The organism is Endozoicomonas elysicola, assembly GCF_000710775.1.
Lineage (GTDB): Bacteria > Pseudomonadota > Gammaproteobacteria > Pseudomonadales > Endozoicomonadaceae > Endozoicomonas > Endozoicomonas elysicola.
The window spans coordinates 4,348,016-4,361,705 of sequence record NZ_JOJP01000001.1 but is presented as its reverse complement, the minus strand read 5'-3'; the positions used below and the strand labels follow the sequence as shown (position 1 = coordinate 4,361,705).

Below are 13,690 nucleotides of genomic sequence, written 5' to 3'. Positions count from 1 at the left end.
TGGCATCGGATGCGCGGATCGAGGAGCTGGAACTCGAGCGGGGCAAACAGACCCAGGCGGTGGCTGACGCGCAGGCAGAGTTGAACCGGGCGCGGGATGGATTGAAGGCGGAGCAACAGAAAAACGGGGCGCTGGAGCAGAAGAATGGCGAGCTGCAGGGGAAAGTCTCTGACGCGCAGGAAAAAGCGCGGGTTGCAGAACAGCAGCTGAACCAGGCGACGTCGAAACTGCAGGCATCGGATGCGCGGATCGAGGAGCTGGAACTCGAGCGGGGCAAACAGACCCAGGCGGTGGCTGACGCGCAGGCAGAGTTGAACCGGGCGCGGGATGGATTGAAGGCGGAGCAACAGAAAAACGGGGCGCTGGAGCAGAAGAATGGCGAGCTGCAGGGGAAAGTCTCTGACGCGCAGGAAAAAGCGCGGGTTGCAGAACAGCAGCTGAACCAGGCGACGTCGAAACTGCAGGCATCGGATGCGCGGATCGAGGAGCTGGAACTCGAGCGGGGCAAACAGACCCAGGCGGTGGCTGACGCGCAGGCAGAGTTGAACCGGGCGCGGGATGGATTGAAGGCGGAGCAACAGAAAAACGGGGCGCTGGAGCAGAAGAATGGCGAGCTGCAGGGGAAAGTCTCTGACGCGCAGGAAAAAGCGCGGGTTGCAGAACAGCAGCTGAACCAGGCGACGTCGAAACTGCAGGCATCGGATGCGCGGATCGAGGAGCTGGAACTCGAGCGGGGCAAACAGACCCAGGCGGTGGCTGACGCGCAGGCAGAGTTGAACCGGGCGCGGGATGGATTGAAGGCGGAGCAACAGAAAAACGGGGCGCTGGAGCAGAAGAATGGCGAGCTGCAGGGGAAAGTCTCTGACGCGCAGGAAAAAGCGCGGGTTGCAGAACAGCAGCTGAACCAGGCGACGTCGAAACTGCAGGCATCGGATGCGCGGATCGAGGAGCTGGAACTCGAGCGGGGCAAACAGACCCAGGCGGTGGCTGACGCGCAGGCAGAGTTGAACCGGGCGCGGGATGGATTGAAGGCGGAGCAACAGAAAAACGGGGCGCTGGAGCAGAAGAATGGCGAGCTGCAGGGGAAAGTCTCTGACGCGCAGGAAAAAGCGCGGGTTGCAGAACAGCAGCTGAACCAGGCGACGTCGAAACTGCAGGCATCGGATGCGCGGATCGAGGAGCTGGAACTCGAGCGGGGCAAACAGACCCAGGCGGTGGCTGACGCGCAGGCAGAGTTGAACCGGGCGCGGGATGGATTGAAGGCGGAGCAACAGAAAAACGGGGCGCTGGAGCAGAAGAATGGCGAGCTGCAGGGGAAAGTCTCTGACGCGCAGGAAAAAGCGCGGGTTGCAGAACAGCAGCTGAACCAGGCGACGTCGAAACTGCAGGCATCGGATGCGCGGATCGAGGAGCTGGAACTCGAGCGGGGCAAACAGACCCAGGCGGTGGCTGACGCGCAGGCAGAGTTGAACCGGGCGCGGGATGGATTGAAGGCGGAGCAACAGAAAAACGGGGCGCTGGAGCAGAAGAATGGCGAGCTGCAGGGGAAAGTCTCTGACGCGCAGGAAAAAGCGCGGGTTGCAGAACAGCAGCTGAACCAGGCGACGTCGAAACTGCAGGCATCGGATGCGCGGATCGAGGAGCTGGAACTCGAGCGGGGCAAACAGACCCAGGCGGTGGCTGACGCGCAGGCAGAGTTGAACCGGGCGCGGGATGGATTGAAGGCGGAGCAACAGAAAAACGGGGCGCTGGAGCAGAAGAATGGCGAGCTGCAGGGGAAAGTCTCTGACGCGCAGGAAAAAGCGCGGGTTGCAGAACAGCAGCTGAACCAGGCGACGTCGAAACTGCAGGCATCGGATGCGCGGATCGAGGAGCTGGAACTCGAGCGGGGCAAACAGACCCTGGAGGTGACTGAAGCGCAGCAAAAGCTCAAGCAGGCAATGGATAAAGAGAAATCATTGCGTGGAGAGCTTGATCGAAAACAACAGGTTATAGAGAGGACAGAAGAAAAATTAAGAAAGCAGTCTGAAGAAAATGTCAGCCTGAAGAGTCAGCTGGAGAGATCAGCTGAAGAGAAACTGGTTATTGAGAGTCAGCGGTCTGGAGCTTCAAACAGGGCTGATACCTTAGAACATGAAAACAGCGGATTGAAAGCGGAGCTTGAAAAGCTATGGGCTAAGGTCTCTTCTCAAGGTGACCAGCTGACTGCATTCAATGATACGAAAAATAAGCTTAGGCTTGCACAAGCTGAATCTGATAGGTTGAAAGATGGTTTTAAGAGGTTAGAGCGAGATATTGAAAAATCTGATAAAGAGAAAAAACAATTTGAGTCACAACTTCATGAAAAAACCAGAAAGGTTAATAATTTGACTTTTGAACTAGGGAAGCAGAGTACAAGAGTTAAGTCGTTGCAAAGAGAAGTTGAAAGTAACAGTTTTGAAAATTTAGACTTGAAAAAACAATTAAGTTTGCAAAAAAAACAGGTGGCTAATGCAGTAGAAGTTACTAACCAAAAGCGCAGGCAGATTGAACAAGAACGTGATCGGCATAATGTAGAGTTATCTCAAGTTAAAAAAGAAATTCAGCAGGCCAAAGGTAAACTTGATAGTGCATTAGATGAATTGCAAAGGGTCAATAGCGCTAGGCGTCAGGAAGGTGATCAGTTTGCAGCTAAAGAGAATAAGTATCTAAATAAAATAAAAGAACTTGAAAAGAATCTTGGAATCTTGGATAAGCAGTTACAAGAAGCAAGTACAGCTAATACCGCTGCTCATAAGCAGGTTAGAGATATTAAGGCACAAATGGTGGACCTTGAAAAAGAGAGAGATCGACTCAGGAGGGATATTGGTAAACAACAGTATATGATGCATTTCGAGCATAGCCCTGATCAAATTCCAGAAATGGAGTGGGATCATTCAGATATGCTCGAAGGTTTAAAGCAAAGTAAAGTTGATCATCAATATAGAGCCTCTGAAGTTGAAACTCTTAAAAAAGAGTTGCTAGACGCTAAGAACATAATCAAAAGATTGGAGTCAGATGCTAAAAGCTTAAATGGAGTGAACGCTGATAATCAATCTATTAGAAATAAACTTGAGGTTGTTGAAAAACAGCTCGCCGTGAAGCAAGCTGCCTTATCCAAGCTTGTTGGTAAAAATAATGCTGATATATTTAATCATTATCTGAATGAAATGATGAGGGCGATGGATGAGAGAGATGATTTGGCAGGTAAAAAAGAAATTGAAATATCAGCAGCAGTGAGAGAAGGCGTTAGTGCAAAAAGGCTGGATGATGACACTTTTGGAGTACATAAAGCTAATTTAAAACTAGCGACCAGGTTGATTCATGAGAAAGAAGCAAGAAAAAAATCGGATAGGCTTTTAAATGAAAAGGTGAAAGAGGTGGAAGTTCTAAAAAGTAGGCTGGGTAAATCATAGCCCTTAATGATGAGATCATTTTTGATTGTAGTTAATTAAAGAACAATAGTTTTATTAAAGGCGTAATATATGTCATTAACACCCAGCGGCAAGGAGCGCCGCTCGATTAAACGTCATCAGTTGCAGGATTATCTTAAAATTTATAATCGCAACACCATGAGGGTTATGGGTAGTATTGGAAACATCAGCTGTAATGGTTTAATGCTGATCAGCTCTGTCCCTGTATTAATTGGTGCTGTTTATAATATGCGTATTATTTTGCCTGATGATGACATTGGTGAGCGGTACCTGGATTTTGATGCGCGGTGCCATTGGTGCAAGCCTGATGTAGGTCCAGAATATTTTGACTCAGGCTACAGTATTGTTAATGCTGGAGATGATATTCTTGATCTGGTTGAAACACTGAAAAATTATTTTACCTTTGGAGAGGTCTGCTGACTGGCTTTTTCAGGTAGAATTTGATTTTACCGATTGAGTGATGTTCCTGGTCATCATGTCTGCTGATTACGTTGTCCCTGCGCAAGTTATAACGGTTGAAACCGAAATCAAGAAAAGTCGTTTTATTGCCTGTATTTCTCCTGCTCACTCCCGTCAGGAAGCCCTTGCCTTTGTAGAAACTAAACGCATCGAGTATCCAGATGCTACTCACCACTGTTCAGCCTTTGTCGCAGGAGCGCCTGATGGTGGGGCTGTGGTTGGTTTTGATGACGATGGTGAACCTTCCGGTACCGCTGGCCGCCCAATGCTGAACGTTCTTCAACACAAGCGTATTGGTGATGTTGTTGCTGTCGTAGTGCGCTATTTTGGCGGTGTAAAACTTGGGGCTGGCGGTCTGGTCAGAGCATACAGTGCCTCAGTGCAGCAGGCCTTTGAGGTGTTGCCTCTTGAGCAGCGGGTAGCGTTGAGAGTGGGGGTAATTGTTTGTGATTACGCCTATGAACAAATGGTTCGCCATTACCTTGAGCAACATCACGCGAGCCTTGAGCGGTGTGATTACGGTCAGTCAGTCAGTATGACCATCTCTACGGCAGAAATTGGAAGTGATGATCTTGCCAGTTACTTGCATGATGTCAGTCGTGGGCAAATTCTCATTCAGTGGCAGGATTAATGTGGCTTAATGGATCATAGAAAATAATGATTCAAGAAATAAGCTGACTTAGGTGAATGGGGGGGCATAGGCCCCATTAATCGTGGCTTTCGAAATCAATGGCGTCTTCATAAACCCAGTATTTCTGGTCATGCAGGGCCTTGTTATCTGTGATGGCCATGAACAGCCCAGTACCCACTGGGGGCATTGTACTTTCTCCCATGTATCGCCACTCAACTCTTTTTCCGGCGATTGCCTGTAGGCATTGCGGATAGTTTCCTTTGAAAACCGGGGTGAATATCCCGTGGCATCTATCTCCATTTTTCATTGTTTTTCCTCCTGTCCTTAGGGTGGTGTTAACAACTGGTTGGATTGCCAGTTGGTAACACCACCTAGGTTTGATATCGGCCACGCTTAGGCTCAGTGATAGTTTTTTATTGATTGAGTAAAAATTGGTCGTGTACGTATGGGAGGCTGGTTTCTTTTTCCAGTGGCAGACGATACTGTTATGTCTACTCAGGACTGAGTAGCAGATTGTGCAGGTGGGCTAACACCATTGAAGGCTATTAAAATGAAATCTTTTTATTTTCACGACTATGAGACTTTTGGTACTGACCCAGCACTCGATTGGCCAGCACAATTCGCCGGCATCCGGACGGACGCAGAGTTGAATGAGGTGGGTGAACCGCTGAATATTTTTTGCAAGTTGCCGGAAGATCATTTACCTAATCCTATGGCCTGCCTTGTCACCGGTTTGACGCCACAGAAGGTTAATGAGATGGGGCTGATTGAGCCTGAGTTTATTCACCGGATTCATACTGAATTGATGGTTCCCGGTACCTGCACCCTGGGATATAACAGCATTCGTTTTGATGATGAAGTGACTCGTAATATTCTCTATCGAAATTTCTATGATCCTTATGCCCGTGAGTGGCAGAATGGTAACAGCCGCTGGGATCTTATTGACCTGGTTCGGCTAACTGCAGCACTGAGGCCTGAAGGTATCGAGTGGCCTATGCGGGAAGATGGCTTCAAAAGTTTTCGGCTGGAAGAGATTACTGCAGCCAATGGTTTGGATCATGGTTCAGCTCATGATGCGCTGTCGGATGTTCGTGCCACTATTGCTCTGGCCAGATTGATTCGGAAACAGCAACCCAAGGTGTTTCAGTTTTATCTTGCTCATCGTGGTAAGCGTGAAGTTGCCGGATTGCTAAATATGGTCAGTCAGGAGATGGTTGTGCATGTGTCCGGCATGTTTGGTGCTCACCGAAATAACCTGGCAGTGGTGATGCCATTAATTGATCACCCGGTCAATCGAAATGGCGTGGTGGTATATGATCTGTCAGTTGATCCAGCGCCTTTATTGAGTCTATCTGTGGAGGAAATCAGGCGAAGGTTGTTCACTCCATCAGATCAGTTGGCAGAAGGTGAAGAACGAATTCCATTGAAGACTATCCATATTAATAAATGTCCGGTGATCGCCCCCGTGGGTGTTTTGAGGGCTGAAGACCAGGAACGTCTCGAGCTGGATCTTACCAGATGTGAAGTGCACAGGAGTCAGCTAATGGCAGACTCAGAGCTGGCGGCCAAGCTTCGGGAAGTCTTTTCAGAGTCCCCATCGAATAAGCATACTGATCCGGACCAGATGATTTATTCCGGTGGTTTTTTCTCCCCCGCAGATCGTAATGAAATGAGTCGTATTTTAACTGCGAAGCCATCGGAGTTAACCCAGCTTGGTCTTTCTTTCTCAGATAAACGCCTTGACGAAATGCTGTTTCGTTACCGTGGGCGGCACTATTTTGAAACGCTGGATGAAGAAGATCAGCTGCTTTGGAAAAAGTATTGTCATGAGCGATTATCCGGGCAGTTGCATCCAGATAATGATTACTTTTTAACACGTAATCACTTTTGGGATGAATTGAGATCTGCTCAGGAGATGGTTGAGGGAAATATGGAAAAACAAAGCCTGCTAACAGAGTTATCCGACTACGTGAATGGTTTGCCAGCGTAGGCTGTGTATTGGTAAACCACTGAATGTTTTACTGGGTATAAAAATTAAAGCGTCAGTATCAATGTATCGAAAGAATAAAATGCCGCATAAACACAGCAATGTGCTTATGCGGTTTGGAATGAGTGCTTTACTACCAGATTAAGTTGCTCTGCCAGTCGACCATAAATGGTTGGCTTTTCAATGTAATCAACAGCGCCCGCTTTAATGGCTGCAACAGCACTGGACACATCATTGTGATGCCCAAGGATAATAACCGGAACCTGATGGTTTTCGCTGGCCAAATCCTGCATTAGATTCAGGGCCTGCCCATGGGGTTGATCATTCGCCGCGATGATGCAGGAAGGCTGGTCTGCTTTAAGTGCATTCAGTAGCTCAAAATGTGAACTGAAGCAGGTGAGATGCAGTGATTTTTCATGGCACAGGCTGCGAATAGTCTCGGTAGTGCCGAAATCCTGTTCCAGTAGATAGACTGAGCAATGGGTTGCTAGGTTCATAAAGGCAGCCTTGCGGTAAAAAGAAACCTGTATTGTTGCAATGAAACAGCTGTTAGCATAAAGCTATTGCTTATCTTTTGTGCAAGAATTCTATAGATATAGAATCTGAGGAGGTTTACGGGTCAAAGCGCAGTGTTTGTCTGTACTAAAGTTCGTATTTCTCCCACCGTAAGCAGCAGCTCAAGAAGCAACTCTCTAAATATGAAATAGTTTCTGACCAGTTTTTAATAAAAGGAGTTTAGAAAGTATTTCATAGTCTCTTCTTGCCATTGTCTAATGGTACGACTTCAGTTTAGGTTTAGCCGACAAATTGCTGAATGGAGGGATGTACTTGACGTTATTCGGCGAGTACCTAAGGATCTATCTGATCGTTCGTTCAATTATTATATTGTTCGCTTAGCTCTTTTTTAAATGAACAAATCGGAAATTATGAAGGATTATTATTTGGTCAATCACCAAAACACTTCGCAATAAATCCTTTAAAAAAATGGGTGCTTTGACTTTTCTAAAATCGAGAAGAGCTCCGAATACCTCTGTGAATATAGAGGTAAACGGAGAGGAGAGGATTAAATTTTGAAATTAAATTCGCCTTCAAGATGCTCTTTTACCTGCATAACCTGACGTACCAGGTGTGCCAGGGACTTAGTACCCATCTTTTCCATTACACGGGAGCGGTGAATTTCAACCGTGCGCTGGCTCAGGTTAATGTCAGCAGCAATCACCTTGTTGGCTTTACCTTCAACCACATGATGTAGAACTTCGCGCTCTCGATCTGTGAGGGTGGAGAGTCTGCGCAGAATTTCCTTGTGCTCAAGGAGTTCTTTTCTTTGTTGAGTATCCAGCTTAAGCGCATCGTTAATCAGATCCAGAAGCTCCTGATCGCGGAAAGGCTTCTGAATGAAGTTCATAGCACCATCTTTGATGGCCTGAACGGCCATTGGAACATCACCATGGCCAGTGATGAAAATGATTGGAAGAATGCAGTGCATTTCATTGAGCTTGCTTTGAAGTTCAAGGCCGCTCATACCGGGCATACGGATGTCCAGCACAATACAGCCGGGCCGGTTTTCATCATAAACTTCAAGGAACTCAGCAGGGGAAGAAAAGGCTTCTACAGTCTGACCTACCGACTTCATCAACATTTTCAGCGAGTCACGCACAGCCTCGTCATCATCGATGATAAATACGGTAGGTTCTTGCTTCATGTCCTGTTGCTGCATAATGACTCCACTGTGAGAAATTTGCCGTATAATTTGGTGTTTTTGCCATCAGGCTGGAAGTTGGGGTGATGCGGGAAAGCCATTATTAAAGCTCTTTGAGCATCAACTGTATCGTCCGGAAGGTTCACCGGAAGAAACACAGGTTGAAAAAGATTGCTTAAAGGCCGTGGAATTCGCTCTGTATTTTAGCAAATAGTTTAGCAGAGTATGATGCTGTTGCTTTATCAGGCAAACAAAAAAATCAACTCCGGCTTTCACTGGTGCTCTTTCAGCTCTTTTTAAAAGAGAAGTGGTTATTTTCGCAATTTTTGCAGAGTAGTACTTCCCACAGGCATCGATTTCTTCTGATTTTATTCCAGCATTCCCGCTGACTGCGTATGTTTACAGGTTATGTTACGCAAATAAACATAAACCTGAGTGAGGCACATTATATTAGATGATATTTCCTGTATTGTTATCAGGGATAATACGGTTATTGTTGTGGTTTTGTGCGTAGTTGGGATTGTTTGTGAGTGTGTCAAAAATGAAAAAGGCCTGCATTTCTACAGGCCTTCAGTTGGATTTCAGCACATGCTCAAATCGCTCAGTGCGCTGATTGACTCAGGTTCAGAGGGGCAATCATATTTTCTGGCTTGAGAATTTCTTTCAGCTGCTCTTCGGTCAGCAGGCCTTCTTCAAGTACCAGGTCAACTACACGACGACCACTCTTTAGCGCAATTTTGGCAATACGGCTGGAGTTTTCATAGCCCAGGTATGGGTTCAGGGCAGTTACCAGACCAACGCTGTTGTCTACATAGCTCTGGCAAACTTCACGGTTTGCTGTAATGCCTTTGATGCACTTCTCGGTCAGCATGTTCATACCGCTGGACAACTGTTGGATTGACTCCAGAATCTTGTAGACCAGAACCGGTTCAGCATAATTGAGCTGTAACTGGGCTGCTTCTGAAGCCAGAGTTACCACAAGGTCGTTACCAATCACGTGGAAGGCGATCTGGTTCATGGCTTCAGGAATAACCGGGTTTACTTTACCTGGCATGATAGATGAACCAGGCTGCATTTCAGGCAGGTTGATCTCATTAAAACCACACAACGGGCCACTGGATAGCAGTCTCAGGTCGTTGCTGATTTTGGACAGCTTAACCGCCAGACGCTTCAGTGCGCTTGAGAAAATAACGAAAGCACCCATATCAGAAGTGGCTTCAACCAGATCTCCAGCAAGAATCATTTCCTGGCCAGAAATTTCAGTAAGGTACTTAACGGCAAGTGGGGCATAACGGCTGTCAGCAGTGATGCCGGTACCGATAGCAGTACCACCGAGGTTAACTTCTCTAAGCAGGGCAGCCATTTCGCTGATTCGCTGAACGTCTTCACCGATCGTGGTGCTGAATGCTCTGAATTCCTGACCCAGTGTCATCGGCACGGCGTCCTGAAGCTGGGTACGGCCCATTTTCAGGATATCTTTGAACTCGTTTGCTTTCACATCCAGCGCATTTTTCAGAGACTTGATCGCTACCAGCAGAGTCTTGTGCTTGAGTACCATAGCCAAACGCATAGCGGTTGGGTATACGTCGTTGGTAGACTGTGCCATGTTGACATGGGTGTTCGGGTGCAGGTACTGGTATTCACCACGACGATGTCCCATCAGCTCCAGAGCACGGTTACAGATAACTTCGTTGGCATTCATGTTGGTGGAGGTACCAGCGCCACCCTGAATCATGTCAACCACAAACTGATCGTGCAGACGTCCTTCGATGATTTCGTCGCAGGCATCAGAAATGGCTTCCGCTTTCTGTGCATCCAGCATACCCAGGTCACGGTTGGCCAGTGCACAGGCCTTTTTCACCATGGCCAGTGCGCGTGGAAGGTTCACGTAGTGGTTCAGCTGGACACCACTGATCTGGAAGTTTTCAACGGCACGCTGGGTCTGGATGCCATAGTAAACATTTTCCGGAACTGGAGCTTCACCCAGCAGGTCATGTTCAATTCGGTATTGGGTAAGATCTGTCATTATCTGTGCCTTACTTGCGCACTGGAGGAAAATCATCAGCCTGCGTGGGATAAGCCTTTTTGGCTTGGTAAAAGCAGGCTGGCTGGGTTTAGTCTGTGCCTGTCCATAATTATCAGCAATAAGTGGTACTACCTAACTGAACAAAAGTTATCAAAAAAAGATAAAAGGCATGATCTGTATCAATTTTGATCAGTTTTCGCATCTATCACGGATTGATTTAAGGCTGAAGGTTATATCTCTGATTATTGGTACTTAGGTTAGTTCAACTTGCTCTGTGCCCTGCTGCGCAAGGAGTTATAGTGAATGCTTTGATGTTATTAGGGGTTAGTACGGTGTTTTTCCGACGTAATAATTGATAGCTTTCCAGCTCTTTGCAAACGTGAGCATTTATGAACAGTAGTGTTTGGATAGTTTGACGCGGGTCTGGGGTGGACTTTGTCTTTTTTTGCTGGCAATGGGGGCTTGTGTACCTCACTCAGCGTCTCCAGCGCTGAGTGTTATTCAATAGTTTTTTACCAACCTGCAGGTGAACCACTTTAACGGTTGCGGCTGTCAGCATGATCAGAACGGCCATGGCTGCCGCTGGGCCATTCTGGCCAGCATCTTCCATGTTCATCACCGCCACGGATGCCGGCATGATGTCCGATGAATACAGGAACACGACAGCGGATGTGGTGGTCATGGCATTAACAAAAAGATAGATACCAATATCCAGCAACGCAGGCAGACATACCGGCAGTGAAACTTTGAAAAAGGCTCTGTATTGCGGAATCTTAAGCGATGCTGCTACCACTTCAATTTCATTAGGCAGCTTTTTCAGGGCTGATAGGGCTGTGAGATGACCCACGGTGAAGTAATGAGCAACGGTATTCAGAACCAGTAACGCCATGGTTCCATAGAACATTCCTAGCGGGTTCCCTGGCTGATTAAAGAAAAAGATATATCCTAGGCCCAGTACCATTCCGGGGATCGCCACAGGCAGCATGGTCATGACCTGAATCAACCATTTGATGGAGGCTGCCATTTTGACTTTTTCCACGCAGTAGGCCGTGATAAAAATGACCAGCGTCCCCACTATTGCTGTGCATGTGGCGAGTTTTAATGAATTGAAAAATGGTACCCAACCCTGGGCACTGAAATTTTCAAATCGATAGTTCTGTAAGGAAAGCTCGAGATTCCAGGGCCAGAATGTCACCAGAGAGCCATATACGGCCATGGCAATAATCGACAGTATGGCCATGATCACCAGGCTGCAGATCACCAGAAATAACCGGTCGCGAATCGGGCTGGGTTCAGGCTGATAAGCGACAGAACGGGAGCCAAAGAGTTCTTTCTGCCTCTTTTGAACTCTGCGGTCAACCAGAAAAGCGATGATCGCCGGCAGTAACAGCAGCACGCTGATAACGGCACCCATGGCAAAGTTCTGCTGCCCCACCACCTGTTTATAGATATCCGTGGCCAGAACATTGTATTGGCCACCAATCACCTTGGGGACACCAAAGTCCGTGACTACCAGGGTAAAGACAACCGCAGTTGTGCTGATCAGTCCAAACTTGGCTGCCGGTAATGTGACCGTCAGAAAAGTCCGCAGTGCTGAAGATTTCATGACTCTGGCGGATTCATAGAGTCTGGCATCAGAGGTGGATAATGCTGTGTTCAGTATCAACAGTGCATGGGGAAAGGTCCAGAATACCAGGCCAATAACAATACCGATGATGCCGTAAACCGAATGTCCCATCAGTAAGTCTCTGGCAACGCCCTGATTGCCAAAGAGGTAGATCATGCTGATCGCCGGTAGCAGCGATGGTGCCAGAATGGGTAGCATACCCAGAACCTTGAAGGCTGTTTTGCAGGGCATGCAGGTTCGGGTCAGGCCATAGGCGAATAGAAACGCCAGAGTGACCACAATACCCGTAACCACAAAGCCGATCGTCAGGGTATTGGAAATGGACTGGGTCAGGGCATTACTGCCCAGGTATTCTGCAAAGTTGCTGATGCCGACAAAACGGCCCTGGCTATCCTGAACACTTCGGGCCAGCATGGCCATCAGTGGTAGCAGAAGTGTTACCAGCAGATAGAGAAATACTCCGGTAATGCAGAGCGCAGAAACCAGCTTGCCAGTGTTGAAAACAGGACGCCTCTGGCTGGTTTCTCTGTATAGCGGTCTATTGGCAGTGGTAGAAAGATCCATGATCAGCATTCCTTACTCTGCGGGAAAAACATGAATATGCTGTTCCTGGATGACCAGTCGGGATTTGCAGCCAGGGTGCAGGCTGAGATTGGCCAGTTGATGAACCGGAACATCCACTTTTATGGTGGAGGTTGATGTCCAGCCCAGTGGGTTGCAGCTTGCCCTGACGAAAGTTCCTTGAAACTCCATTGTTTCAACCTGCACTGGTAACTCGGTAATTCCCTCACCGAATGTCAGATCCTCCGGGCGGATACCCAGTAAAACTTTGCCACTGCGGGAACTCTGTGGGGCAAGTGCCAGTGGTTGATTTGCCAGCATGGTCTGATTCTGAGGGTTTACTTCTGCTTCCATAAAGTTCATGGCGCCGACGAAATCTGCGACAAAGCGAGAGGCTGGGTTTTGATAGATCTCTCTGGGTGTACCAACCTGTTCAATATGGCCGTGATTCATCACCACAATTCGGTCGGCCATCGCCATGGCTTCTTCCTGGTCGTGAGTGACCATAATGGTGGTGATTCCCAGTCTCTTCTGCAGTGAACGAATGGTTTCTCTCAACTTGACTCGAACCCTGGCGTCCAGAGCTGACAGTGGTTCATCCAGCAGCAGTAATCCCGGAGATAATGCCAGAGCACGGGCCAGGGCCACCCTTTGCTGCTGTCCACCGGAAAGCTGACAGGGAAATTTATCCCCCGCATCCGACAGTCCAATGGTCTCAAGCCATTTGGCGACTGTCGTTTGAATCTTTTCCCGTGAAAGTCCCTGGTTTTGAAGGCCAAAACCAATATTGTCGAAAACCGTCAGGTTGGGGAACAGTGCATAGGATTGAAAGACAATACCAAAGTCCCTTTTCTCAGGTGGGAGCTGTGTGCAATTAACACCACTCTGCCAGATCTCCCCCTGATCACTGCTCTCTAATCCTGCGATCAGCCTAAGGAGAGTAGTTTTTCCACAGCCAGAGGGGCCGAGAAAACAGATAAACTCCCCCTGTTCAATATTCAGCGAAATATCATCAAGCGCTGTGAATGTCCCAAAGGATTTGGATAAATGTTGGATGGATAGAAAGGATTGCATAATTGCAGGAACTCTCAATAAGGAAGTGGTTGCTTCAGACGGCAGAAATACCGAGCCACAGTTGTTTATACCAATCGAACTTTCTAACTCCCTATTGCGCTGAAGATTTGAGCCTTAATCCTGCATTGGCGATCGTCGCCGTAGCTTATACCCAAAGGGCATAAAGGCTATGAC

General features: G+C 47.8%; 10 protein-coding genes. 4 read left to right on the top strand and 6 right to left on the bottom strand.

The genetic code is table 11. From position 1 onward, the window contains the following. The 3 genes from GV64_RS18410 to GV64_RS18400 all read left to right on the top strand — a co-directional run. On the top strand, positions 1–3,434 hold a 3,434-nt coding region (locus GV64_RS18410), incomplete at its 5' end, for a hypothetical protein (protein ID WP_034844389.1). Between the two features lie 69 nt (positions 3,435–3,503). Beyond that, positions 3,504–3,872, top strand: a complete 369-nt coding sequence (locus tag GV64_RS18405; RefSeq protein ID WP_020584966.1) for a PilZ domain-containing protein — start codon at positions 3,504–3,506, stop codon at positions 3,870–3,872. Between the two features lie 55 nt (positions 3,873–3,927). After that, on the top strand, positions 3,928–4,542 hold the full coding sequence (locus tag GV64_RS18400; protein ID WP_033403724.1) for a YigZ family protein: 615 nt from the start codon (positions 3,928–3,930) through the stop codon (positions 4,540–4,542). 76 nt (positions 4,543–4,618) lie between these two features. Here the strand turns inward: GV64_RS18400 and GV64_RS18395 are convergent, their stop codons facing one another. Then, entirely contained in the window at positions 4,619–4,849 is a 231-nt protein-coding gene (locus GV64_RS18395; protein ID WP_020584964.1) for a hypothetical protein, read from the bottom strand. Positions 4,850–5,092: 243 nt separating this feature from the next. Here GV64_RS18395 and sbcB point away from each other — a divergent pair, with 243 nt between their 5' ends. Next, positions 5,093–6,532, top strand: a complete 1,440-nt coding sequence (gene sbcB, locus GV64_RS18390; RefSeq protein ID WP_020584963.1) for an exodeoxyribonuclease I — start codon at positions 5,093–5,095, stop codon at positions 6,530–6,532. Positions 6,533–6,636: 104 nt separating this feature from the next. On the opposite strand, the gene GV64_RS23970 is transcribed toward sbcB, so the two are convergent. The 5 genes from GV64_RS23970 to GV64_RS18360 form a co-directional block, all read right to left on the bottom strand. Further along, the gene (locus GV64_RS23970; RefSeq protein WP_020584962.1) at positions 6,637–7,026 is read right to left on the bottom strand and encodes a response regulator; all 390 of its coding nucleotides are present in this window, start codon (positions 7,024–7,026) and stop codon (positions 6,637–6,639) included. Positions 7,027–7,592: 566 nt separating this feature from the next. Next, on the bottom strand, positions 7,593–8,231 hold the full coding sequence (locus GV64_RS18380; protein WP_026258637.1) for a response regulator transcription factor: 639 nt from the start codon (positions 8,229–8,231) through the stop codon (positions 7,593–7,595). A gap of 598 nt (positions 8,232–8,829) precedes the next feature. After that, positions 8,830–10,254: an aspartate ammonia-lyase gene (gene aspA / locus GV64_RS18375; protein WP_020584960.1), complete on the bottom strand. Its 1,425-nt coding sequence runs from the start codon at positions 10,252–10,254 to the stop codon at positions 8,830–8,832. Positions 10,255–10,729: 475 nt separating this feature from the next. After that, positions 10,730–12,445, bottom strand: coding sequence for a putative 2-aminoethylphosphonate ABC transporter permease subunit (locus tag GV64_RS18365; RefSeq protein ID WP_152554121.1), 1,716 nt, complete (start codon positions 12,443–12,445; stop codon positions 10,730–10,732). A 12-nt stretch (positions 12,446–12,457) separates the two neighbouring features. Then, entirely contained in the window at positions 12,458–13,516 is a 1,059-nt protein-coding gene (locus GV64_RS18360) for a putative 2-aminoethylphosphonate ABC transporter ATP-binding protein (RefSeq protein ID WP_020584957.1), read from the bottom strand. Positions 13,517–13,690: the final 174 nt, after the last annotated feature.

Coding starts and splice junctions, on each gene's coding strand:
- GV64_RS18405 (WP_020584966.1), top strand. CDS start 3,504: ATGTCATTAACACCCAGCGGCAAGGAGCGCCGCTCGATTAAACGTCAT.
- GV64_RS18400 (WP_033403724.1), top strand. CDS start 3,928: ATGTCTGCTGATTACGTTGTCCCTGCGCAAGTTATAACGGTTGAAACC.
- GV64_RS18395 (WP_020584964.1), bottom strand. CDS start 4,849: ATGAAAAATGGAGATAGATGCCACGGGATATTCACCCCGGTTTTCAAA.
- sbcB (WP_020584963.1), top strand. CDS start 5,093: ATGAAATCTTTTTATTTTCACGACTATGAGACTTTTGGTACTGACCCA.
- GV64_RS23970 (WP_020584962.1), bottom strand. CDS start 7,026: ATGAACCTAGCAACCCATTGCTCAGTCTATCTACTGGAACAGGATTTC.
- GV64_RS18380 (WP_026258637.1), bottom strand. CDS start 8,231: ATGAAGCAAGAACCTACCGTATTTATCATCGATGATGACGAGGCTGTG.
- aspA (WP_020584960.1), bottom strand. CDS start 10,254: ATGACAGATCTTACCCAATACCGAATTGAACATGACCTGCTGGGTGAA.
- GV64_RS18365 (WP_152554121.1), bottom strand. CDS start 12,445: ATGGATCTTTCTACCACTGCCAATAGACCGCTATACAGAGAAACCAGC.
- GV64_RS18360 (WP_020584957.1), bottom strand. CDS start 13,516: ATGCAATCCTTTCTATCCATCCAACATTTATCCAAATCCTTTGGGACA.